A 21,900-nucleotide genomic window follows, 5' to 3' on the forward strand; every position below is an offset into this window, starting at 1 on the left:
CCGCACTATTTCGCTGGCGCATCGGGGCGGTGACAATCGCCGATCCCGTCCCGGCCTCTATCAAGGATCGATGCATGCGACTGCCTCGCCCGCTTCTTGCCCTGCCTTCCGCCTTGCTGCTTGCCTTCTCCCTCGCCGGTTGCGTGCCCGAGCCCTACACCAGCGGCTACGGCATGGACGACCCGAGCAACGGGCCCTTGCTGGACAAGGTGGACGCCGCGCTCAAGGCGAACATGGCCGTGGTGCTGGTGGCCGACGTGATGCCGCACAAGACGCTGAACGACGCGCTGACCATGACCCAGTGGACGCCGACGGTGATCTGGCAGAACGAGAGCGACCCGACCATCACCTTCGGCCGCCGCTTCAAGACCAACGAGCTGCAGCGCGACCCCAAGCCCACCAACCTGTTCACGGCCTTCGAGGTGCACATCCTGCCGCCCGGCAAGTACCTGCTCACCGGGGGCGACGACTACCAGATTCGCGGGGTGCTCGACGAGGTCGGCGCCCGCAGCGGCCCGGCCGGCTCGGGCAAAGGCCCCAACGGCACCGCGTACCTGTCCACCGAGCTGTACCGCGAGTACTACCGCGAAGAGGTGTGGAAGGACGCCACCTACGGCAGCGAGCTGAAGAGCGAGAAGGTCTGCACCGCCGTGCACGTGGCCAGCGGCGCCTGCGTGGCCTGGGGCGAGCAGCAGTACAGCCAGACCACCCAGGGCGCGGGGGCCGGCTACTACCAGCAGACCGACTCCCGGGACGTACCCTCGATCAAGGTCCAGGCACGCCTGCCGGCGGACAAGGCCCTCGCCAGCTTCACCGTCCAGGGCGGGCAGCTGGTGCTGGCCCCGCGCATGCACCTGAAGAGCCCCAGCGCCCAGTACCAGCGCTCCAAGTGCCGGGCGACCGATGCGCAGAAGGTCGAGTGCCCGCTGCAGAACCTCACCGTCTACACCTGGCCGGCGCCCATGGACTTCGCCACCTCCGTCATCTCCCCGCGCTACCTGAGCGACAGGCACCGGGAGATGCTGTCCCGGCTCGTGCCCCTGCAGCTCACCCCGCTGCGCCAGCAGGGCAAGGAAGACCCGATCTGGGGCGTGCCGCTGTCGTTGACCCAATAAGCCTGCCCACCGGGTGGCGCGATCATGGCGGTGTCCGGCATGACCCCGAAGGGTGGACCGATGAAGCGCGGTCCACCCTGCGCCCGGTTCACCACCGTCATGCACCGTCACCCCGCGAGCGCGAAGCCTCCGAACCGACAACAGGGCCTCGCCGCGTAGGGTGGATGGCGCTCTTTTCATCCACCAGCGGAGTGACCGGCGAGCCCGAATGGTGGACCGATGAAGCGCGGTCCACCCTACGCCGGTTCACCACCTTCATGCGCCGTCACCCCGCGAGCGCGGGGCCTCCGAACCGACAACAGGGCCTCGCCGCGTAGGGTGGATGGCGCTCTTTCCATCCACCAGCGGAGTGACCGGCGAGCCCGAATGGTGGACCGATGAAGCGCGGTCCACCCTGCGCCCGGTTCGTCACCGTCATGCGCCGTCACCCCGCGAGCGCGGGGCCTCCGAACCGACAACAGGGCCTCGCCGCGTAGGGTGGATGGCGCTCTTTTCATCCACCAGCGGAGTGACCGGCGAGCCCGCAAGGTGGACCGATGAAGCGCGGTCCACCCTACGCCCGGTTCGTCACCGTCATGCGCCGTAACCCCCGCAAACGCGAAGCCTCCGAACCGACAATACGGCTTCGCCGCGTAGGGTGGATGGCGCTCTTTTCATCCACCAGCGGAGTGACCGGCGAGCCCGAATGTTGGACCGATGAAGCGCGGTCCACCCTACGCCCGGTTCACCACCTTCATGCACCTATGGCGCGCTGACGCTGGCTGGTATTCAATCGGCCCCTGGCACCAACCCCCGACGCATGGAGACAACCCGATGGGCAAGGACAGCAGCAAGGTGGAAGAGGGCGCCGTCGACGCCTCCCGCCTGATCGACGCCCGCATCGCCGAGCTCGCCGACTGGCGCGGCGAAACCCTGGCCAGGGTGCGCGAACTGATCCGCGCCGCCGACCCGGAAGTGGTCGAGGAATGGAAGTGGCGCGGCGTGCCCGTGTGGTCCCACGCCGGCATCGTCTGCACCGGGGAAACCTACAAGAACGCGGTCAAGCTCACCTTCGCCAAGGGCGCCGCGCTGGCCGACCCGGCCGGGCTGTTCAACGCCAGCCTGGAAGGCAACACCCGCCGCGCCATCGACATCCACCCGGGCGAGCGCATCGACGAGGCCGCCTTGCAGGCGCTGTTCCTCGCCGCCGTGGCGCTCAATACCGAGCGCCCGGCCAAGCCCCGGAAGCGCGCCGGATGACCGAGCTGCCCGGCACGCGGGACTGGGTGCGTCGCAGCGACCACCCGGCGCGGATCGAGCGCATCGAGGCCTACTTCGGCGGCCACGGCTACGACCCGCACCGCCACGACACCTACGCCATCGGCCGCACCCTGTCCGGGGTGCAGAGCTTCAGCTACCAGAAGAGCCTGCGCCACAGCCTGCCCGGCGGCACCCTGGTGCTGCACCCCGACGAACTCCACGACGGCATGGCCGGCACCGAGGCCGGCTTCCACTACCGGATGGTCTACGTCGAGCCGGTGCTGATCCAGCAGGTGCTTGGCGGTCGGCCGCTGCCCTTCGTGCCCGGTGGCCTCTCCGATGACCCGCGCCTGCGCCGGGCGACCGAAACCTTCATGCAGGCCATCGACCACCCGCTGCAGGCGCTGGAAGAGCAGGACGCCCTCTACGACCTGGCCCAGGCGCTGCAGGCCGTGGGCGGCAGGCGGCGAGGGCGCCGCGCCTTCGACTTCGCCTCGGCCGAGCGCGCCCGGGACTACATCCACAGCCACCTCGGCAGCAACCTCAGCCTGGAGGAGCTGGAGCGCGCCAGCGGCCGCGAGCGCTGGAGCCTGTCCCGCGATTTCCGCGCGCTCTACGGCACCAGCCCCTACCGCTACCTCACCCTGCGCCGCCTCGACCGCTGCCGGCGCATGCTTCTGGACGGCTTCAGCCTCGCCGATGCCGCCCTGGCCGCCGGCTTCTTCGACCAGAGCCACATGACCCGCCACTTCACCCAGTGCTACGGCCTGCCGCCGTCGCGCTGGCTGCGCATGCACGCCCGCTGAAGCTGCAGGATCGTACAAGAGCGCTACGGCGGGCCTCGCTACTCTCGCGGCTCAACCCCCAACCCGGAGCCGCACCATGGCCGTTCAGCCCAACCACCAGAGCATCAACCTGTTGCAGAAGACCTCGCTGTTCAGCGAACAGTGGAACCCCAAGGTCGTCGCCGAGATGAACGACTACCAGTTCAAGGTCGTGCGCATCGAGGGCGACTTCATCTGGCATGCCCACGCCGACACCGACGAAGCCTTCCTGGTGCTCGAAGGCCAGCTGCGCATCGATTTGCGCGACGGCGCCGTCCTGCTCGGGCCGGGCGAACTCTATGTCGTGCCCAAGGGCGTCGAGCACAAACCCTACGCCGAAGGCGAGGTGAAGATGATGCTCATCGAGCCCCGTGGCGTGCTCAACACCGGCGAGGAGGGCGGCGAGCGCACCGCGCAGAACGACGTCTGGATCTGATCGCCCGCCCGCATCGCGCCTTTGCAGGCGCGAACTCATTCGCGACAGGCGGGGGCAGGGCGCAACCACGACCCCCGCCACGTTGGGCTTCGTCCCTCAGCCCAACCTACAGGAGCTGCAAGCCCTTCCAGCTCGGCAGGTCGCGCAGTTCCGGCTCGTCATGAATGGCCAGGAACACCGGCAGGTCGCGCCGCGCGATCCAGATATCGCCCTGCCACTTGAGCACGCCCACCTGCTGGTTGGCCCAATGCATCAGGGCCCGTTGCGGCGCCGCCTCGGCGTCGCGGTGGCGGTCGTGCAGGGTGGGCAGCACCACCTCGCTCAACCACTGGCCGATGCAGCGGTGCTCCGGGTGGCGGAAGCGGTACAACGCCTTGTAGGCCCCGGCATCGCTGATCACCTCCACCTCCTCGCGCAACCCCGTGGCGTACTCCAGCAGCACCCAGCGCTTCTGGTTCGGGTCCATGCGCTGGGGCAGGCGATAGGGGCGCAGCGCACCGATCATCCGCGCGAAATCCACGGCGACGAACCAGGGCTGGTTGTCGATTATCACGGCGCGCAGGGGATAGGTGTTGCGGTGGAAGAAGAGCGGGGTGAGTGCTTCGTGCATGGTGTAGCTCCTATCAGTCAGTTCAGGAGCTGCCGCCATTCGCTGTCAAACGAAGGGTGGCAGACCGCGCGGGGTTGACAGACCGGCGATAGGACCCGGCAGACCCGAGGGTCTCCCCACGCGATCTGCCATAGAGCAGTGCAGTTAAAACTGCATGCGAGCACGTGCCTGCAAAAAACGTTCGCCGTTTCTCGCATGCACCTTGCGGCGCAATCGCGCCTATCGGAACGGGCTGTCAAACCCGGTCGCGGGATTGACCGCGACCGGCGAAGGATAGGGAGGTGGGGCGGGGAGGGCAAGAGAGGCAGGTGATCAGCGATTGTAAGAAATGAGTTGATAGCGCTTCAGATGTTGTGGCGCTTGTTCAACGTTCCGCATTGGGCATTTCAGGCGTCCAGCAGGACCTTAGAGGCACCCTTCTTGAGACCAAGGGTGACGGACCGCGCGGGGTTGACAGACCGGAGCTAGGGCCGGCAGACCCGAAGGTCTCCCTGCGCGATCCGCCATATAACAGTGCAGTTGTAAAAACTGCATGCGTACCGATGCCTGCAAAGAACATTCGCCGTTTTTTGCATGCACCTTGTGGCGCAATCGCGCCTATCGGAACGGGCCGTCAAACCCGGTCGCGGGACTTACCGCAGCCGGCGAAGGATAGGGAGGTGGGGTGGGGAGGACAAGAGGATATTATTAATGTGGGTTTTACGGTTAAGGTTTTTGAGCACTAAAGAGAGCTTTTTGTATCCCGGGCTCTTGTTTGAGTGTTTCAAGTAGGCTTTCAATGGTGGTGAGCTTGTCATTGTCTCCTTTTAACTCGTCAAGTCCTGAAATTTTTGGCCAATACAGGAAGTGATGATTGTATTCGCCTTGATTGATGGGTCTTATTTTTATTATTCCTGCTTTTTCTGACTCAATTTCAACGGCGTGCTTTTCGAATTTGCAATTTTCATCTCTTAGAGAAATTGAAAGCATTCCATCTGGTTCAGGGAACGCGGTGTAGGGCGTCCACCTACAGTTTAGTGGCCTTACTTCGTGGATCAGGCACGTTTTGGATTCGCTGCTGTGAAAGTAGCAGCCCTGTTTCTTTTCAAGTCTCTGTATTGCATATGCCAATATTTCTTTGTTTTTTCGAAGATGAGATTTTATTGTTTTTTGTTCTTCAGGGAATATCAAAAGATTTGATACGCCAATGCAGCAGGCGCCTCCATGAGGGCAGGATCTGCAGTTGCTCCAGGAACTCTCAATTCGTTCAAGTCTGGAGACATGCTGGTTTAATATCTTAATTGCGTCTTTTATCTTCATTGAAAGGCTTGGGATAGTTGTTGGGTGCGTGTTGTCGGTGTGCCGGCTGCACGCACTTTTCTAACCAATCAGCCACAAGGGCTGCGTGTTGGAGTGCGGTTGAACTCTACGTCCACCGCATTTTCCCATCACTCGTGCTCTTTCACCTCAGCCTGCGGCTGCGGCACGCCATTCCGTTCATGGCGGTACACGCTCACCGTTTCGTACACCACCTTGCGCAGGCGGTTGATGCCGCCGATGGGGCGGTGTTCGGGGAGGGCGTGCCAGGGGTTGAAGGAGAGGTTGTCGCAGAATTCGTTCTGCTCGCGGCTATCGAAGTCCTGCGCGGGGACCTTGATGGTGGCGACGGTCTGGAAGGGGGAGATCTTCTCGCTCCAGGCCACGCTGGTGTCTTCGATGGGCATGTAGTACTGCGGGTTCTGCACCTGCACCTGGAGGGCGAAGCAGGCCGGTACGCGGTCCAGGGAGAGGCGCTGGTACAGGGCGTTGCGCAGGAAGTTGGGCAGGTCGGTGTTCTGCTTGGGCAGGGTGTACTCGGGGCAGGATTGCGGGTCGGGGATGACGCGGTACTTGATGTTGGCCTGGCCGAGCTTGTACGGCGAGACGGAGCTGTAGACGGTGTCGGTGGGGCTTGCCGGCGCCGGGGCGAGGGTCTGCAGGGCGATCAGCATGTGGCGGATTTCCCAGGTGCGCGGGTCGAGGCTGGGGAAGAAGGCGCCGACCTTCTGGCCGTTGGCCTGGGCTTCGAAGTTGCTGCGGTATTCGGCCACGTCGCGGATGAAGAAGACGTCGTGGTTGAACATCACGAAGTCCTGTTCGTTGGCGTGGTCCGGGGCGTTGAGCAGTTTCTGGCCGGGCACGTCGAGCAGTTTGATGGCCATGCCGCGGGCGTCGCGGGCGCTGTCGAACTGCGGGTAGGCGTTGCCGTTGGAGAGGCGCATCCAGGCTTGCCAGGTCTTGCCCGGTTCGGCGAGCACGCCGGCGCGCAGGTCGCTGGCCAGGTCCTTCGCGACCGTGACTTCGGCCTTCACGCAGCCATGGGCCTTGGCGTGGGCGTCGCGCAGGACGCGGGTGTTGTCGCGGTGCTGTTCGACCACGCGCACGGCCGATTCCATGATGGCCTTGGCGTCGCTGGCCTCGGTCGGCGGGATCTGTTCGTCGGCGGAAACGGGGCCGGAGAATTTCCAGCTGTAGTAGAGCGAGCCGATGCCCCAGCCGAGCAGGCCGACGACGAGGAGGGTGAGGGTGAGCTTGCCGAGGAGGCGGCCGAGCCAGAGCCAGAAGCGCTTGAGCATGGGAGCTGGAGTCCTTGTTGTTCGTTCCCAGGCCCTCCCCGTGGCGGGGAGGGGTGTGACAGCGGTCTATCAGCCTTCGCAGGCGGGGCCGGGCGTCCAGGGCTTGGGCGCTACCGGGCTGAGCTTTTCTTCCAGGCTCTGGTTGCCCATGACCTTGAGGTATTCGATCAGCGCGAGGCGTTCGTCCGGCGAGAGGGCGCGGCCGATGACGCCGTTCTGGCGGCAGCCGTCGCGGAACTCGTGGCCCTGGTTGCTGTTGCCGGTGACGGAGGTCTTGAACAGGAACCCGCCAGGGAATTTGTCGTGCTTGAAGCCGGCGAACTGCGGGTCGTACTCGAAGTTGCCGACGTAGAACTCCTTGGCGCGCTCGGGCACGGGGGAAAGCAGCTGGAAGATCGTGGGCACCGAGCCGTTGTGCAGGAAGGGCGGGGTGGCCCAGATGCCGTCCAGCGGGCGGGCCTTGTAGGCGCGCAGTTCGCGCACGCCGATCTTCAGGCCGTAGCCGTCCATCTGCTTGCGTTCTTCTCCGCTGATGCCGGCTTCCTGGTAGGCGCGGTCTTCGACGTAGGCGGTGAGGTAGGCCAGGCCCTTGGCGCTGGAGATCTTGCTGAAGTCGAGGTCCTGCAACGGCGGCTTGCTGAACAGGACGACGTCGAGCTTGGAGAGCTGCTCCTTGGTCCAGCCGAGCTTGGTGATGTCGAAGCGGTGGTCGGCGATGTTGTCGGCGGTGGTGGGGTCGGTGCCGATCTTGTCGGTGGCGATCATGCGCATCTTCCATTCCGGGTCGCGGTCGGGCGCCAGGCGCTTGTCCACCGGTTGCGGGTTGGGGGCGTGGCAGTAGGCGCAGTTCTCGGCGAACAGGGCGCGGCCCTGGCTGGCGCGGGGCAGGTCGATCTTGCCGAGCACCTCTTCCGGCCAGGTCGGCGGCTTCAGGGTCTTGAGGGTTTCTTCCAGGGTGTGCAGGTCACGCACGCGCACGCTGGAGGCGTAGCGCTGGTCCAGCGGCACCGGCTGGCCGTTCTCCTGGTGCAGGGTGAGGCTGGCGCCGACGCCCAGGGATTCGCCGATGTTGCGCGCCATGGGCTGCATGGCGGAGCCGTTCCACTGCACCCAGTCGAACTTCCAGATGTCCCACAGCTGCGGGTAGCTCACCGGGGCGTTGGCGATGCGGTAGTTGGCGGGGTCGATGGCGTCGCCGAACACGCTGTTGGCGATGCGGCCGAAGGCGTCGGTGCGGCCGAAGCCTTCCTCGGTGGGGTAGAGGCCGCGGTGGGTGTCGTTCCAGGCGGTGCCGAGCAGGCGGTCGAGCACGTCCTTGAAGTCGCTGCGCAGCTCGTCCTTGCCCTTGGGGTATTCGCTGCCGAGCACGGCCTTGGCGAAGCGGTTGAACTTGAAGGGGTTGTAGTAGGTGAAGGCCATGCTCATGCCCAGCGCCTGGCCGAAGCCGCCGCCCCTGAGGGTGGGCACGGTGGAGGCGAGGGAGTGCAGGGCGGCGCCGCCGTCGATGCGCACGGCCTGGCCCTTGTAGTGCAGCTCGCCGGTGTGGCAGGCGGAGCAGGTGATGTCGAGGTACTGCTGGCCGGTGTCGTCGTCTTCATGGCGGGCGAAGCCGACGGGCAGGTTGCCGGGGTTGATCTCGGTGGCCTTCTGCAGCGGGTCGACGAGGAAGCCGAAGCGGGCGAGGTATTCCGGGCGGGCGAACCTGTCGCTGGAGAAGGGCAGTTCGAGCGCGGTGAACCAGTCGTAGCGAAGGCCCTTAACCGTGGTGCCCTGGGGCGTGTAGTAGTAGGTCTGGCGTGCCTGTTCGTCCCACTGGTTGAGGTAGTGCAGCTGCTCGGGGGCTTTGTAGGTCGGCAGGTTGGGGTTGGCGACGTAATAAAGGACGACGGCCAGGCCCAGGAGGATCAGAACGAGCAGAAGCACCAGCGTGCGACGCAGGATTCGCATCAGATACATCCTTGTAACTAGTGGGGAAAAGCCTACGTTATGCCAATCAATGCGCCTATTGGCAAGGTGCTATTACCAATGTCTTCGGTGCGGGGCGTTTTGTCGGCTGCGTCATGTTTTCGCGAGGCCGATTCTCCGGGCTTTTCCACTGCGCAGGGCCTGCGCCCGATTGCCTCGTCGTTTTAAGAACCCTTCGCGATGATGCCTATAAGAAATGGTTCCATAGCCCGTCAAAGATATTGCTAGCGTTACAGTTAGAAGCGCCAAACCATTGTTTTTATTGCATTAATCAAAAAATTGGCGCCAAGGATGGGACATGTTGGACACCATCACCCCGACTGCTCGCCGCGTGCTGATGATCGACCCTTGTGAGGAGTGCCGACAGCTGCTGCCGCGCCTTCAGGCCAGCGGCTGGACGGTGGAGAGTCGCGAGTCGCAGCAGGCGCAGGCGGGCGGCTATGACGTTGGCCTCTTGTGCTTGCGGCATGAGCACCTGGACAACCCCGAACGCATCAAGACGCTCATCAGCAGCAGCGGCACGGAGTGGATCGGCCTGCTGGGGCGGGATATCGCGCCCCAGGAACGGGTCGAGGATTTCGCCGGCGAATGGTTCTTCGACACGGTGGAAGTCCCGGTGGACTCCGCGCGCCTGCAGGGGCTGCTCGGCCGGGCCTTCGGCATCGCCCGGCTGCGCGGCCTCGGCAGCCGCCAGGGCGCCGACCACGAGCTGCTGGGGCAGAGCCGGCCACTGCGTGACCTGCGCAAGCAGCTGGCGAAGTTCGGGCCGCTGGACCGGCCGGTGCTGATCCTCGGCGAGAGCGGCACCGGCAAGGAGCTGGTGGCGCGCACGCTGCACCGCTATTCACGCCGTGTGGGCGGGCCCTTCGTGGCCTTCAACTGCGGGGTGCTGGACGAGGCCGGCTGCAACGCCGCGCTGTTCGGCCCGGCGGGGCGCCTGCAGGCGGCGAATGGCGGCAGCCTGTTTCTCGATGCGGTGAGCGAGCTGCCGCTGGAGGTGCAGCGCACCCTGATGCACTGCCTGCGTACCCGCAAGCTGCCGCAGCCCCAGGGCCCGGCGCGCGCCCTGGATGTGCGCCTGCTGGTGGCCTCGGACCGCGACATCGAGCTGATGGCCGAGCAGGGGCGCTTCCTCCCGGAGCTCTACCAGTTGCTGGCGCCGCATCAGGTGCGCCTGACGCCGCTGCGCCGCCGCCAGGGCGACATTGCGCTGCTGGCCAACTACTTCGCCGATCTCTACAGCCTGGAGTCCGGGCACAAGCCGCGGCAGTTCAGCGAGGAGGCGCTGACCGCGCTGGTCCGCCACCACTGGCCGGGCAACGTGCGCGAGCTGGCCAGCCGGGTGCGGCGCGGCTATGCGCTGGCGGAAGGGGAGCAGATCGAGGCGGCGGACCTGGGCCTGCACAGCGTGCCGATGGACAGCGTGCTGATCGGCACCCTGGACGACTACAAGCGCCGCGCGGAATACCAGGCGCTGTGCGATGCGCTGGCACGCTACGGCAACAATCTCAGCCTGGCGGCACGGGTGCTGGGCATCTCGCGGCCGACCTTCTACCGGCTGCTGCACAAGCATCAGCTTCTATAAGCAGCCAGGGAGCCGAGCCCGCGCGCCGATATGCTCTTGTAGGGTGTGCTGCGCGCACCTGGGAGTCTGCCGGAGGCACCGTGCGGAGGTGCGCATGGCACACCCTACGGCACGAGTTCGTCCTGCCGGGCTCTGAGGAGCCAATGACTCATGGCCACGTCTCAAGCAAACGAAAAAGGCGCCGGACAGGCGCCTTTTTCATGGGCATCACACCGTCAGCTCTGCATCGCCCAGCCGCCGACATCCATGGCGGCCTGGCGCAGCGCCTCGGATCGCGTCGGGTGGGGGTGGCAGATCAGTGCGATGTCTTCGCTGGAGGCGGAGAACTCCATCGCCACGCAGTACTCGCCGATCATCTCGCTGACGCTGGGCCCGACCAGGTGCACGCCCAGCACTTCGTCCGTGCGTTCGTCCGCCAGCACCTTCACGAAGCCTTCGGTCTCGTGGTTGATCTTGGCGCGGCTGTTGGCGGTGAAGGGGAACTTGCCCACCTTGTAGGCGCGGCCATCGGCCTTCAGCTGCTCCTCGGTCTTGCCCACGGTGGCCACTTCCGGGCGGGTGTAGATGACGTTGGGGATCACCTCGTAGTTCACCTCGGCCTTGTGCCCGGCGATGCGCTCGATGCAGACGATGGCTTCGTCCTCGGCCTTGTGCGCGAGCATCGGGCCGGAGGTGACATCGCCAATGACCCAGACGTTGGGCGTGGTGCTCTGGTGCTTCTCGTTGGCCAGCATGCCGCGCTTGTCGACGCTCAGGCCCACCGTCTCCAGGCCCAGGCCCTGGGTGTAGGGGCGGCGACCGATGGCCACCAGCACGTAGTCGGCCTGGAGGCTTTCGGCCTCGCCACCGGCGGCCGGCTCGACGCTGAGTTCGACGCCGCTCTTGCCGCTCTTGGCACGGGTGACCTTGGAGGCGAGCTTGAACTTCATGCCTTGCTTGGCCAGGGCGCGTTGCAGGGTCTTGCCGGTTTCCACGTCCAGGCCGGGGCAGATGCGGTCGAGGTATTCCACCACCGTGACCTCGGCGCCCAGGCGGCGCCAGACGGAGCCCAGCTCCAGGCCGATCACGCCGGCACCGATCACCACCAGGTGCTTGGGCACCTCGGGCAGGGACAGGGCACCGGTGGAGTCGAGGATGCGCTTGTTGTCGATCTCCACGCCCGGCAGCGGGGTGGGTTCGGAGCCGGTGGCGATGACGATGTGCCGGGTTTCCAGCACCTGTTCCTTGCCATCGGCGCCCTTGACCACGACGCGCCCCGGGCCGTCGATACGGCCCCAGCCCTTGATCCACTCGGCCTTGTGCTTGCGGAAGAGGAATTCGATGCCCTTGGTCAGCGCGCTCACGCTGTCGGCCTTCTGCTTCATCATCTGCCCGAGGTTGAGCGTGGGCTTGACCTCGATGCCGAGCAGTTCGAACTCCTTGCCGGTAGCGGCCTCGTAGAGCTCGGAGGCGTGCAGCAGCGCCTTGGACGGCATGCAACCGACGTTCAGGCAGGTACCGCCCAGGGTCTCGCGTCCCTCCACGCAGGCCACCTTGAGGCCCAGTTGGCCGGCCCGGATGGCGGCGTTGTAGCCGCCCGGGCCACCGCCGATGACAACCACGTCGTATTGGCTCATGAAATTTCCTTCTGTCTCGATTGATGGCTATCGACCCAGCAAGCGTAGTGGAGCTTCACGGCGCGTCCATCGGCTTTGGATGACGGGCGTAATATCCTCGCGCCTGAATGAACGGTCAAGAAAAGATCGTGCTGGTCAGGGGGGACAAGGGCTGGCACGGCCCGGTAGGTTGGGCTGAGGCGCGAAGCCCAACACAGCGGAGCCAGCGGGATTAAGCGATATCCATCAGGCGCAGTTGGCTTTCAAAGCGCAGCTCTGCACCGCTGACCGGGTCGATGAAGGCCAGTTCGCGGGCCAGCAGTTGCAGGGGGCGGCCATGGTCGTCGGGGGCCTGGGTGTCGTGCAGGTCGGGGTAGAAGCCATCGTTGAGGATGCCGGCGCCGAGGGCGGCCATGTGCACGCGCAGCTGGTGCTTGCGACCGGTCACGGGGTGCAGGGCGTAGCGCCACAGTTGCGGGCCGCGCTCGATCACTTCCAGGCGGGTTTCGGTGTTGGGCTCGCCGTCCACCTGTTGCATGCGGAAGAAGGGCTCACCCGGCTCCAGGCGCGTGCGCAGGGTGAGGGGGAATTCCAGTTGCGGCAGGGGCGCGGCCACCGCTTCGTAGCGCTTGTGCACGCGGCGCTCACGGAACAGCGCCTGGTAGGCGCCACGGGTGGCCGGCTCGCGGGAGAACAGCACCAGGCCGGCGGTGTGCCGGTCGATGCGGTGCAGCGGCACCAGGCCGGGGATGCCCAGGCGCCGCGTGAGACGCGCCTGCAGGGTCTGCTCGACGTACTCGCCAGCGGGCATCACCGGCAGGAAGTGCGGCTTGTCGACCACCACCAGGCGCTCGTCCTGGTAGAGCACGTGCTCCTCGAAGGGGATCTCGCGCTCCTGCGCCACCTCGCGGTAGTAGCGCACGCACAAGCCCACCTGATAGGGGCGCAGCGCATCCACCGGGTGGCCCTCGCCATCGGTCACCCGCCCACGCGCCATGCGGTCGAGCCAGGTGGCACGGTCGATGGCCGGGAAATGCGCGCAGAGGCAGTCGAGCACCGTCGCCCAGGGGCCCTGGGGCAGGTGCAGCGTGCTTGGGCGCACATTGGGTTCGGTGCTCATGGCCATCTCCGGTCAAGCCTGGCGGGGCGCGCATTAGGCCGCAGCGGGCGCGGGCGGTCAAACCCCGGCATGCCCGTTTCCCTTCGCCCGGCGTGGCGTCATCCGGCAGGGCAAGCGGACCCCTTCACCTGTCGAGCCCATCGGGCTTGAGCCTAGGATCACGGCTACTTCGTCGCACGGGCATCGCCCAAGGCACCCCACGCTTTTCGGTGGCGCGCGCTCGTCCCCGCTGTTGCAACGGGTGTCCGAGGCGGGGCCGGTGGGACGATCAACGCAAGCAAGGAGACTGACCATGGCACTGGATTTCATCATCGCGGGCGAGCGTCGCCTGGCCTTCGAACCCCGGGAACTGGTGATCGCCGGCTGGACCGGACGCGACCACGAGGCCGTCGGGCGTCATATCGCCGAGCTGCAGGTGCTGGGCATCTCTCCGCCGGCCCAGGTGCCGTGCTTCTACCAGGTGGCGGCCTCGCTGCTGACCTCGGACGAGGTCATCCAGGTGCCGCGCGAGCACTCCACCGGTGAGGTGGAGTGCGTGCTGATCGCCGGTTGGGACGGGCTCTACGTCGGCATCGGTTCCGACCACACCGAGCGCCAGGTGGAGGCGCTGGACATCACCCTGTCCAAGCAGCTCTGCGCCAAACCTGTGAGCCGCCAGTTGTGGCCCTTCGATGAAGTGGCCGGGCACTGGGACAGCCTGGTGCTGCGCTGCTGGCGCGAGCGCGAGGGGCGCCGCGAGCTGTACCAGGAGGGCGAGGCCGGCAGCATGCTCGACCCGCTGGATCTGATCGAACGGCGCCATGGCGCCATGTCCATGCCCCAGGGCGGCGTGATGTTCTGCGGCACCCTGGCGGCGCTGCAGCCGATCGCCCCCGCCGAGGCCTACACCGTCGAGCTGCACGACCCGGTGCTGGAGCGCACCCTGAGCCACAGCTACCGCGTGCAGGTGCTGGAGGTGGAGGCATGAGCACCCTCGTCACCCTGGCGGAGTGGTCCGCGCGCCTCGCCAATGGCCGCATCAGCAGCCGCGAGCTGACCGAAACCATGCTGGAACGTGCCCAGCGGCACTTCGCATCCGGCGGCCACGCCTTCATCGAGCTGGACGAGGAGGGCGCCCGCGCCGCCGCCGAGGCTGCTGACCATCGCCTGTCCCTGGGGCGGCGCCTCTCGCCCCTGGACGGCCTGCCGCTGTCGCTCAAGGACCTGTTCGACGTTGCCGGGCAGGTCACCCGCGCCGGTTCGCGGGTGCTGGAGGGCGAGCCCGCCGCGCAGGCCGATGCGCCGGTAGTGGCCAGCCTGCGGGAGGGCGGCGCGGTATTCGTGGGGCGCACCAACATGACCGAATTCGCCTATTCCGGCCTTGGCCTCAACCCGCACTTCGGCACGCCGCTGTCGCCGCTGGGGGAGGGGCGCATCGCCGGTGGCTCCAGCTCCGGGGCCGCCGTCAGCGTGGCGCTGGGCATGTCGGTGGTGGCGCTGGGTACCGATACCGGCGGCTCGGTGCGCATCCCGGCGGCCTTCTGCGGCATTACCGGCTTCAAGCCCACGGCGTGGCGGGTGCCCTGCGGGGGCATGGTGCCCCTGTCGCAAAGCCTGGATTCCGTCGGGCCGCTGGCGCCCACGGTGGCCTGTTGCGCCCAGGTGGACGCATTGCTGACCGGCGCCCAGCCCTGGCGCGATGCCGGCCTGCCGCTGCAGGGGCAGCGCTTCTTCGTCACCCCCGACCATGTATTGGAAGACCTCGCACCGGAGGTGGCGCAGGCCTTCGACTGGGCCCTGGCGCGCCTGGCGGAGCAGGGCGCCGAGATCGTCGAGTTCCGCTTCCCCGAGCTGCAGCGCCTCCCCGAGATCAACGCGGGCGGCGGTTTCGCGGCTGCCGAATCCTGGTACTGGCACCGCAAGCGCCTGCTGGCCGAAAGCGAGCGCTACGACCCGCTGGTGGCCATGCGCATCGAGCGGGGCAGCCGGCAGAGCGCCTGCGACTACCTGGAGCTGCTGCTGGAGCGCGCCGAGCTGAAGGCCCGCGCGGCGGAGGTGCTGCTGGGGGCGGATGCCTGGCTGATGCCCACGGTTTCCATCGCGCCGCCGCGCCTGGCGGAGATCACCGATGACGACGCCTTCCAGCGCATCAACGCGCGGGTGCTGGCCAACCCCGCCGTCATCAACTTCCTCGACGGCTGTGCGTTGTCCATCCCATTGCCGGAACGCCCCGGCATCGCCCTGAGCCTGTGCGGGCTCGGCGGGCAGGACGCCAACATCCTGCAACTGGGGGCTGCGGTGGAGCGCTGCCTGGGCTGACCCTTCACCTCTGCGGGCGGCCTGGCCGCCCCGGGAGCGATCGCATGTCCATTTCCGATCCGGCCCGTTCACTCCTGCGCGAGCGGGCCTACCGCAGCATCACCTGGCGCCTGGTGCCCTTCCTGGTGGCGCTGTTCATCCTCGCCTGGCTGGACCGGGTCAACGTCGGCTTCGCCAAGCTGCACATGCTCGACGACCTGGGCTTCAGTGAAGCCGTCTACGGCCTGGGCGCAGGCATCTTCTTCATCGGCTATTTCCTCTTCGAGGTGCCGAGCAACCTGCTGCTGGAACGCATCGGCGCGCGGCGCACCCTGGCGCGCATCACCCTTTGCTGGGGGCTGATCTCCACCGCCATGTTCCTGGTGACCACGCCGATGCAGTTCTATGTGCTGCGCTTTCTGCTCGGGGTGTTCGAGGCGGGCTTCTTCCCTGGCGTGGTGCTCTACCTCACCTACTGGTTCCCCACCGCGCGGCGAGCCCGGGTCAATGGCCTGTTCATGACCAGCTTCGCCCTGGCCGGGGTGATAGGCGGGCCGCTGGCGGGCTTGATCATGACGGGCATGGCCGATGTCGGCGGGCTGGCCGGCTGGCAATGGCTGTTCATCGTCGAAGGCGTGCCCTCGGTGCTCGCCGGCCTGCTGGTGTTGCGCTACCTGCCCGAGCGCCCGGCGGACGTGCGCTGGCTGAGCGCCGCGCAGCGCGCCCTGGTGAGCGCCGAGGTGGCCGCCGACGCCGCCGCACCAGGCAAGGCTTCAAGCTTGCGCGACGCCTTCTGCAACCCCCATGTGTGGCTGTGCGCGGCCATCTACTTCTGCCTGGTGAGCGGCAACGCCACCATCGCCTTCTGGGTGCCGACGCTGATCCGCGACCTGGGCGTGCAGGGCAGCCTGGATATCGGCCTGCTGGCCGCCTTGCCCTTCGCCGTGGGCACGGTGGCGATGGTGCTCAACGGCATCCATTCCGACCGCAGCGGCGAGCGGCACCTGCACTGCGCCGGTGCCGCCGCCCTGGCCGCGGTCGGTCTGGCGGCCTGCGCCGCATCCATGGGCCACGGCGTCGCGGCGATGCTGGCGTTGACCCTGGCGGCGGTGGGCATCCTCGCTGCCTTCCCGGTGTTCTGGTCGCTGCCCACGCTGTTCCTCACCGGCACGGCGGCGGCCGGCGGCATCGCGGTGATCAACTCGGTCGGCAACCTCGCCGGTTTCGCCGCGCCCTACCTCATCGGCTGGGTGAAGGACCGCACCGGCGCACTGGCCGGCGGGCTCTACATGGTCGCCGGCCTGGAGCTGCTGGCAGCGTTGCTGGTGGTGGTGTTCGTCCGCAAGGCGCGGCGCGGGTAAGCCCTTGCATGGAAGGGCGAGGTGGTTACCCGGGGCTGAGCGGCAGGCCGTCGCACCTTGTGCTCGTCCCGCATGCACTAGGCTCTGGCCGATAAATTCAGTATTTCGAAGATTAATGGCGCAATTACTCAATAATACGTGTTTTTATGAAGTTATAGAGCTTTCCGAATTTTCATATAACTCTATAATTCAGCGTATTAAAGGCGATTACTGGGTTTAACACTCGATATGATGAATTTAGGTCTGGTCAAACCGGCGGAAGTGGTCGAACTGCTCTGCACGCGTTTGCGCCAGGAGCGCCTGATCCAGGGGATGACCCAGGCCGAGGTGGCCGCCCGAGCCGGTATCGGTGTCGGCACCTTGTCGAATCTGGAGGCCGGGCGCAGCGTCGCGTTCGACAGCGTGGTTCGCGTGGCCATGGTCCTGGGGCGTCTCGAGGAGCTGGAGTTGCTGTTCATGCCGCAACTGGAAAGCCTGGATGACATCCTTCGCTATGAACAGGGCGCCCAGCGCCGGCGGGTGAAAAGGAAAGCCGGCGATGTCTAGGCGGGTCGACGTCTACTACGACGGCTGGGGCGCGCATTGGCGCTGGGGTTCGCTGGTTTCCTCGACCGCGCTCACAGGGCGTCCGTTGATCGCCTTCGAGTACAGCGAAGAGGCGCTGGCGTCGGGGCTGGAGCTGTCGTCCCTGCGCCTGCCCCTGAAAGGCCCACGGCTGCGCAGGGATTTTCCCGATCATCAGCTGTCGCTGCCTGGGCCGGTCTACGACTCGCTGCCCGACGGTTGGGGCATATTGCTGATGGATCGCCTGTTCAAGCGACGTGGGCTAAACCCCGCGCAAGTCGGCCCTCTGGAACGCCTGACCTACATAGGCTCGCATGCCATGGGGGCGATGTCGTTCGAGCCGGCGGCGGAGTCGCCCCTGTCCTGCGAAGAGGTTCCCCTCGAGCAACTGGCGGCGGAAGTCCAGGCGGTGCTCGATGGCGAGGGCGGGGAGTTCCTGCAGCAGTTGATGCTCATGGGCGGCTCGCCGCACGGAGCGCGGCCCAAGGTATTGCTCTATCGCGACCCTGTGAGCGGTCGCTTCAGCACGGCGGCGGCGCCTGGCCTGGACGCCTGGCTGATCAAGTTCCCGGCGGCCTGGGAACACCCCGAGGTGTGCGCCGTCGAAGCGCTCTACGCGCAATGCCTGCGCGCATGCGCCATCGAAACCCCGGACACCGAGCACTTCGAGCTACCGAACGGGCGGGCTGCCTTCGCCAGCCGCCGCTTCGACCGGCAGGGGGGCATGCGCGTCCCCATGCAGAGCCTGGCCGCCTTCACCGGCGCGGACTTCCGCACGGCCGGTGCGCTGGATTACACCCATTTCCTGCGGGCGACCCAGTTCTGCTGCAATGACGTGCGGGAGAAAGCGATCGCCTTCGAACGGATCGTATTCAACGTGGTGTTCAACAACCGTGACGATCACCCCAAGAACTTCGCCTACCTGATGTCCGCCACCGGCCAATGGACGCTGGCCCCAGCCTACGACGTGACCTTCTGCGAAGGACCGGGTGGCTACCACCAGATGGACGTGATGGGAGAGGCGCTGCGCATCACCCGGCAGCACCTGCTCGAGCTCGCGGCGGAGGAGGCGGATCTCACGGCCCGGGACGCTGCTGACATCATCGAGCGGATCCGCCAGGTGGCCAGTGGCTTCAGTGCCTGCGCCGAGGACCGGTTCCCCCACGGCATCACCCGTGACACCTTGCGCACGATCCAGGCGCGCATCGACGACAACATCGCGCGGCTCGCCTGAATCGCGAACCGCACCACGGATGTTCCACGCCTGCACGAGGCTGGCGCCACGCTACAATGCGCGCCTGCGTCGGGAACGGCGAGCCGGCTGCACGTGTCCCATGCACGCGGCCCGGGCCTTTCCCCGCCACCGATTTCAGCTTCGTTTTCACTATGAGGATCGCAGTATGTCTCGCACTTCCATCACCTTCGGCCTGGCGCTCATGGGCGCTCTGCTGGCCGGTTGCAGCTCCACCGACGCGCCGGCGGAGAAGCCCGCCGCCGCTGCCAGCGAGAGCCTGCCGGCCGCTGCGCCCTCCGAGGATGGCCGCTGCTCGTCCGGCCCCGTGCGTTCGCTGGTGGGCAAGGCCGCCACCCCGGAGCTGGTCGAACAGGCGAAGAAGGCCGCCGGCGCCAGCGACGTGCGCGTGCTCAAGCCGGGCAGCGTGATGACCCTGGAATACAACTCCCGCCGCCTGAACATCGACACCGATGATGCCAACCTGATCAAGGGCGTCAGCTGCGGCTGAGCCGACCCCCTCCGGGCCCGCGCCTGCGGGCCCGTTTCCTGCCTCGCTTTATCCCTTTCGCCAACCCGGGTTTCTGTCCACACACGTGGTGGTTCCGTCCTTCACGGGTTGCGGATTCTTCCTCTGTGCCCCTCCGTTCGTACGCTCTAGCATCGTGGCTTCCATCGCTTCCCGCCTGCCCGGACGTCTTCCGTCGCTCCGGCGCGACGCTGCGCGGGAACACTCGCATCAGTTCGACAGGAGTTAGCCATGACACTGCACTTCACCGTGGCCGGCGGGGAATCCCTCGCGTTCGATGTACGCAGCCTGGTGGTCGCCGGCTGGACGGGGCGCGATGCCGACAGCGTCGCCGCGCAGGTACGCACCCTTGGCGCGCGCTCGCCGGAGACGTTGCCCTGCTTCTATGAACTGTCCGCCGACCTGTTGTGCACCGACGACGGCTTCCAGGTGCCGGGCAGGGACTCCTCGGCCGAGGTCGAGTGCGTGCTCTTCTCCACGGGCACGGCGCTCTACGTCGGCATCGGTTCCGACCACGCGGACCGTCGCGTCGAGGGGTACGACATCGCCGTCTCGCGGCAGCTCTGCCTCAAGCCTGTGGGCCGCGAGCTGTGGCGTTTCCATGAAGTGGCGGGGCATTGGGACCAGCTGCGCCTGCGTTGCTGGCGCCATGTCGAGGGGCGTGACGAGCTGTACCAGGCCGGGCTCGCCGCGACGCTGCTGGACCCGCGCGAGCTGATCGCCCTGCGCACCGGTGATGCCAGCCTGCCGGCCGGCACCGCGATGTTCTGCGGCACCTTGCCCTTCATCGGCGACCCCGAGCCCGGGGAACACTTCAGCGTGGAGCTGTACGACCCCGTGCTCGGGCGCAGTCTCAGCCACAGCTACCGGGTGCAGGCGCTGGACTAGCCGGCTAGCCGAGCTTCATCACCACCACGCCGATGGCGATCACCAGGCAGGCCAGCAGGCGGATCGCCGGCATCGGCTCCTTCAGTGCCAGCCAGCCGATCAGCAGGGCGAATACCACGCTGGTCTCGCGCAATGCCGAGACCAGCGCCACCGGCGCCTGGGTCATGGCCCAGATGACGATGCTGTAGGCCAGCAGCGACATGGCGCCACCCGCCAGGCCGCTCTTCCAGTACGGACCGAGCTGCAGGAACACGCGCGGCCCGCGTTGCACCGCGATCACCCCCGCCATCACCCAGCCATTCACCGCGAACAGCCAGGCAGCGTAGGACAGCGCGTCGCCATTGCTGCGTGCGCCGACCGCGTCGGACAGGGTGTAGCCGGCGATGAAGGCCGCCGTCATCAGCGAACAGAACAGCATCGGCCGGTTCAGCCCGGCGCTGCCGTGCCCGCCGCGCCAGGCCATCAGCCAGATGCCGATCACCAGGGTCAGCAGGCCCAGCAGCTCGGCGTGGCCGAGCCCGTCATGCAGGAACAGCACCGAGAGCAGTGCCACGATCAGCGGCGAGCTGCCCCGCGAGACCGGGTAGACCTGGCCGAGGTCGCCGTACTGGTAGGCGCGGGACAGGAAGTTGTTGTAGCCGATGTGCAGCACGGCGGAGAGGAGGATCCAGGGCCAGGCGGCCGCGACCGGGAAGGCCACGAAGGGCAGGGCGAGCATCGCCACCAGGCCGGCGGCCACCTGGATCAGGGTGGCGGTGAGCAGGCGGTCGAGGCCGATCTTCAGCAGGGCGTTCCAGCCCGCGTGGAGGGCGGCCGCTGCCATCACCACGAGAAATACCGAGGTGTCCAAGCGTGACGTTCCTTGTACCGACGGAGGTGCGGCGCCCGGCGAGGGGCGCCGCGAAGGAGGCGCGATAGTGACACAGCCCGCGCCCAGCTGTGAAACCTGCGTGCCTTCTCCGTAGCCCGGGAAGCGCCTCAGTCGATCGGCAGCGCCACCGGGCGGATCGGCGCGGCGTCGGCGCCGCGGAATTTCAGCGAGGCGCCGATGAAGGCGAATTCGTAGACCTTGTCCCGCGACAGGCCTTCCAGGTCCACCAGCTCCATGATCGGCGTGCCCTGCTGGGCCAGCAGGTAGGTGTGCACGGGGATGTAGTTCTCCGGCACCTCGGTGGGGAAGGTCTCGAAGCTGAGGTTGTCCGCCCCCACCACCATGGCGCCGCCGTCCTCGACGAGGAACTTCGCCGCGTCCAGGCTCAGGCCCGGCGGGTTGGTCATGTAGCGCTGGGCGTCCTCGTAGTCGCGCATGCGTCCGGTACGGATCAGCACCACGTCGCCCTTCTGCAGGCGCACGCCCTGCTTGTTCAGCGCCTGCTGCAGGTCCAGGCGGGTGACGCGGTAGCTGTCCGGCAGCAGCTCCACGCCCTTGGCGGCGGGGATGTCGATCAGCACGCCACGGGCGACGATGGGCGGCAGCTTCTCCGCGCCGGTCACGTTCCAGCCGCGGTCGCCCAGGTGGTCGGCGGCGGCGTAGCCGTTCCAGATCTTGCCGTTGAGGCCGAAGTGGTTGAGCGCGTCGATGTGGGTGCCCATGTGGGCGTACATGGACACCGCCGAACCGGTGTAGCTGACGTGGCGGTTCATCGCCTCGCCGACGCCCATCGGGTCGGCCAGCAGGTTGCCGTGGGGCGTATGGGTCATCCACATCTGGTAGGGCGGGTCGCCCGCCGCCTGCCAGCTGGGCATGCCGATGAAGTACTCCACGGCCAGGTCGTAGGCCTTGCCACCGCTGAGGCGGCCGAGGATGGTGGCGCGGGACTCGGGGGTGATCAGGTTGAGGCGGCCGATCTCGTCCTTCGGCCCCCAGGGGCTCTTGCCGACTTCCTCGGCGGCGAAGGCGCCCTGGGCCAGGGACAGCAGCAGGGGCAGGGCGGCGAGGCGGGAAAGGGGGCGTGGCAGGTGCATGG

General features: G+C 66.8%; 20 protein-coding genes. 12 read left to right on the forward strand and 8 right to left on the reverse strand.

Annotated elements, in window-relative coordinates; genetic code table 11:
• The first annotated feature begins 74 nt into the window (after nt 1–74).
• From ACYJSS_RS02360 to ACYJSS_RS02375, 4 genes are all read left to right on the forward strand, one after another.
• Complete coding sequence (locus ACYJSS_RS02360) at nt 75–1,115, forward strand: hypothetical protein (protein WP_236206039.1); 1,041 nt, start codon at nt 75–77, stop codon at nt 1,113–1,115.
• An 813-nt stretch (nt 1,116–1,928) separates the two neighbouring features.
• Nucleotides 1,929–2,354, forward strand: coding sequence for a DUF1801 domain-containing protein (locus tag ACYJSS_RS02365; protein WP_236206038.1), 426 nt, complete (start codon nt 1,929–1,931; stop codon nt 2,352–2,354).
• A complete protein-coding gene (locus ACYJSS_RS02370) occupies nt 2,351–3,160 on the forward strand; it encodes an AraC family transcriptional regulator (RefSeq protein ID WP_236206037.1) in 810 nt (269 codons plus the stop codon). Before ACYJSS_RS02365 ends, ACYJSS_RS02370 begins: the two co-directional genes overlap by 4 nt.
• Before the next feature lie 76 nt (nt 3,161–3,236).
• On the forward strand, nt 3,237–3,614 hold the full coding sequence (locus ACYJSS_RS02375; RefSeq protein WP_236206036.1) for a cupin domain-containing protein: 378 nt from the start codon (nt 3,237–3,239) through the stop codon (nt 3,612–3,614).
• A 106-nt stretch (nt 3,615–3,720) separates the two neighbouring features.
• Here ACYJSS_RS02375 and ACYJSS_RS02380 read toward each other — a convergent pair whose 3' ends face one another.
• The 4 genes from ACYJSS_RS02380 to ACYJSS_RS02395 all read right to left on the reverse strand — a co-directional run bounded on the left by ACYJSS_RS02380 (nt 3,721) and on the right by ACYJSS_RS02395 (nt 8,765).
• Nucleotides 3,721–4,224 carry a BRO-N domain-containing protein gene (locus tag ACYJSS_RS02380; protein ID WP_236206035.1) on the reverse strand — a complete coding sequence of 168 codons (504 nt, stop codon included), beginning with the start codon at nt 4,222–4,224 and terminating at the stop codon, nt 3,721–3,723.
• Between the two features lie 705 nt (nt 4,225–4,929).
• A complete protein-coding gene (locus ACYJSS_RS02385; RefSeq protein WP_236206034.1) occupies nt 4,930–5,523 on the reverse strand; it encodes a YkgJ family cysteine cluster protein in 594 nt (197 codons plus the stop codon).
• A 128-nt stretch (nt 5,524–5,651) separates the two neighbouring features.
• A complete protein-coding gene (locus ACYJSS_RS02390) occupies nt 5,652–6,818 on the reverse strand; it encodes a catalase family protein (RefSeq protein WP_111263888.1) in 1,167 nt (388 codons plus the stop codon).
• Between the two features lie 69 nt (nt 6,819–6,887).
• Nucleotides 6,888–8,765 carry a di-heme-cytochrome C peroxidase gene (locus tag ACYJSS_RS02395; RefSeq protein ID WP_236206033.1) on the reverse strand — a complete coding sequence of 626 codons (1,878 nt, stop codon included), beginning with the start codon at nt 8,763–8,765 and terminating at the stop codon, nt 6,888–6,890.
• Between the two features lie 316 nt (nt 8,766–9,081).
• Between ACYJSS_RS02395 and ACYJSS_RS02400 the strand changes: the two genes are divergently transcribed.
• Nucleotides 9,082–10,368 carry a sigma-54-dependent transcriptional regulator gene (locus ACYJSS_RS02400; RefSeq protein WP_111263890.1) on the forward strand — a complete coding sequence of 429 codons (1,287 nt, stop codon included), beginning with the start codon at nt 9,082–9,084 and terminating at the stop codon, nt 10,366–10,368.
• A 215-nt stretch (nt 10,369–10,583) separates the two neighbouring features.
• On the opposite strand, the gene lpdA is transcribed toward ACYJSS_RS02400, so the two are convergent.
• Nucleotides 10,584–11,984, reverse strand: a complete 1,401-nt coding sequence (lpdA, locus tag ACYJSS_RS02405; protein WP_236206032.1) for a dihydrolipoyl dehydrogenase — start codon at nt 11,982–11,984, stop codon at nt 10,584–10,586.
• Nucleotides 11,985–12,195: 211 nt separating this feature from the next.
• On the reverse strand, nt 12,196–13,083 hold the full coding sequence (locus ACYJSS_RS02410) for a pseudouridine synthase (RefSeq protein ID WP_111263892.1): 888 nt from the start codon (nt 13,081–13,083) through the stop codon (nt 12,196–12,198).
• 292 nt (nt 13,084–13,375) lie between these two features.
• Between ACYJSS_RS02410 and ACYJSS_RS02415 the strand changes: the two genes are divergently transcribed.
• From ACYJSS_RS02415 to ACYJSS_RS02445, 7 genes are all read left to right on the forward strand, one after another.
• Nucleotides 13,376–14,050, forward strand: coding sequence for a DUF2848 domain-containing protein (locus ACYJSS_RS02415; RefSeq protein ID WP_236206031.1), 675 nt, complete (start codon nt 13,376–13,378; stop codon nt 14,048–14,050).
• Entirely contained in the window at nt 14,047–15,381 is a 1,335-nt protein-coding gene (locus ACYJSS_RS02420) for an amidase (protein ID WP_236206030.1), read from the forward strand. The genes ACYJSS_RS02415 and ACYJSS_RS02420 overlap by 4 nt, the downstream gene beginning before the upstream one ends.
• Nucleotides 15,382–15,425: 44 nt before the next feature.
• On the forward strand, nt 15,426–16,721 hold the full coding sequence (locus tag ACYJSS_RS02425; RefSeq protein WP_111263895.1) for an MFS transporter: 1,296 nt from the start codon (nt 15,426–15,428) through the stop codon (nt 16,719–16,721).
• Between the two features lie 228 nt (nt 16,722–16,949).
• On the forward strand, nt 16,950–17,267 hold the full coding sequence (locus ACYJSS_RS02430; RefSeq protein WP_111263896.1) for a helix-turn-helix domain-containing protein: 318 nt from the start codon (nt 16,950–16,952) through the stop codon (nt 17,265–17,267).
• Complete coding sequence (locus tag ACYJSS_RS02435; protein WP_236206029.1) at nt 17,260–18,519, forward strand: type II toxin-antitoxin system HipA family toxin; 1,260 nt, start codon at nt 17,260–17,262, stop codon at nt 18,517–18,519. The genes ACYJSS_RS02430 and ACYJSS_RS02435 overlap by 8 nt, the downstream gene beginning before the upstream one ends.
• Before the next feature lie 166 nt (nt 18,520–18,685).
• Nucleotides 18,686–19,027 carry an I78 family peptidase inhibitor gene (locus ACYJSS_RS02440; RefSeq protein ID WP_111263898.1) on the forward strand — a complete coding sequence of 114 codons (342 nt, stop codon included), beginning with the start codon at nt 18,686–18,688 and terminating at the stop codon, nt 19,025–19,027.
• Nucleotides 19,028–19,276: 249 nt separating this feature from the next.
• Nucleotides 19,277–19,933 carry a DUF2848 family protein gene (locus ACYJSS_RS02445; protein ID WP_111263899.1) on the forward strand — a complete coding sequence of 219 codons (657 nt, stop codon included), beginning with the start codon at nt 19,277–19,279 and terminating at the stop codon, nt 19,931–19,933.
• Nucleotides 19,934–19,937: 4 nt separating this feature from the next.
• Here ACYJSS_RS02445 and ACYJSS_RS02450 read toward each other — a convergent pair whose 3' ends face one another.
• Together ACYJSS_RS02450 and ACYJSS_RS02455 are read right to left on the reverse strand one after the other, a co-directional pair.
• Nucleotides 19,938–20,783, reverse strand: coding sequence for an EamA family transporter (locus ACYJSS_RS02450; RefSeq protein WP_236206028.1), 846 nt, complete (start codon nt 20,781–20,783; stop codon nt 19,938–19,940).
• Between the two features lie 128 nt (nt 20,784–20,911).
• Nucleotides 20,912–21,898, reverse strand: a complete 987-nt coding sequence (locus tag ACYJSS_RS02455; protein ID WP_236206027.1) for a cyclase family protein — start codon at nt 21,896–21,898, stop codon at nt 20,912–20,914.
• Nucleotides 21,899–21,900 lie beyond the last annotated feature (2 nt).

Source organism: Pseudomonas sp. No.21, assembly GCF_054558415.1.

Bases quoted from the DNA above. Each gene is read 5' to 3' on its own strand.
- ACYJSS_RS02360 (WP_236206039.1), top strand. From the start codon at position 75: ATGCGACTGCCTCGCCCGCTTCTTGCCCTGCCTTCCGCCTTGCTGCTT.
- ACYJSS_RS02390 (WP_111263888.1), bottom strand. From the start codon at position 6,818: ATGCTCAAGCGCTTCTGGCTCTGGCTCGGCCGCCTCCTCGGCAAGCTC.
- ACYJSS_RS02415 (WP_236206031.1), top strand. From the start codon at position 13,376: ATGGCACTGGATTTCATCATCGCGGGCGAGCGTCGCCTGGCCTTCGAA.
- ACYJSS_RS02370 (WP_236206037.1), top strand. From the start codon at position 2,351: ATGACCGAGCTGCCCGGCACGCGGGACTGGGTGCGTCGCAGCGACCAC.
- ACYJSS_RS02375 (WP_236206036.1), top strand. From the start codon at position 3,237: ATGGCCGTTCAGCCCAACCACCAGAGCATCAACCTGTTGCAGAAGACC.
- ACYJSS_RS02445 (WP_111263899.1), top strand. From the start codon at position 19,277: ATGACACTGCACTTCACCGTGGCCGGCGGGGAATCCCTCGCGTTCGAT.
- ACYJSS_RS02400 (WP_111263890.1), top strand. From the start codon at position 9,082: ATGTTGGACACCATCACCCCGACTGCTCGCCGCGTGCTGATGATCGAC.
- ACYJSS_RS02410 (WP_111263892.1), bottom strand. From the start codon at position 13,083: ATGAGCACCGAACCCAATGTGCGCCCAAGCACGCTGCACCTGCCCCAG.
- lpdA (WP_236206032.1), bottom strand. From the start codon at position 11,984: ATGAGCCAATACGACGTGGTTGTCATCGGCGGTGGCCCGGGCGGCTAC.
- ACYJSS_RS02395 (WP_236206033.1), bottom strand. From the start codon at position 8,765: ATGCGAATCCTGCGTCGCACGCTGGTGCTTCTGCTCGTTCTGATCCTC.
- ACYJSS_RS02385 (WP_236206034.1), bottom strand. From the start codon at position 5,523: ATGAAGATAAAAGACGCAATTAAGATATTAAACCAGCATGTCTCCAGA.
- ACYJSS_RS02425 (WP_111263895.1), top strand. From the start codon at position 15,426: ATGTCCATTTCCGATCCGGCCCGTTCACTCCTGCGCGAGCGGGCCTAC.
- ACYJSS_RS02420 (WP_236206030.1), top strand. From the start codon at position 14,047: ATGAGCACCCTCGTCACCCTGGCGGAGTGGTCCGCGCGCCTCGCCAAT.
- ACYJSS_RS02380 (WP_236206035.1), bottom strand. From the start codon at position 4,224: ATGCACGAAGCACTCACCCCGCTCTTCTTCCACCGCAACACCTATCCC.
- ACYJSS_RS02440 (WP_111263898.1), top strand. From the start codon at position 18,686: ATGTCTCGCACTTCCATCACCTTCGGCCTGGCGCTCATGGGCGCTCTG.
- ACYJSS_RS02435 (WP_236206029.1), top strand. From the start codon at position 17,260: ATGTCTAGGCGGGTCGACGTCTACTACGACGGCTGGGGCGCGCATTGG.
- ACYJSS_RS02430 (WP_111263896.1), top strand. From the start codon at position 16,950: ATGATGAATTTAGGTCTGGTCAAACCGGCGGAAGTGGTCGAACTGCTC.
- ACYJSS_RS02365 (WP_236206038.1), top strand. From the start codon at position 1,929: ATGGGCAAGGACAGCAGCAAGGTGGAAGAGGGCGCCGTCGACGCCTCC.
- ACYJSS_RS02455 (WP_236206027.1), bottom strand. From the start codon at position 21,898: ATGCACCTGCCACGCCCCCTTTCCCGCCTCGCCGCCCTGCCCCTGCTG.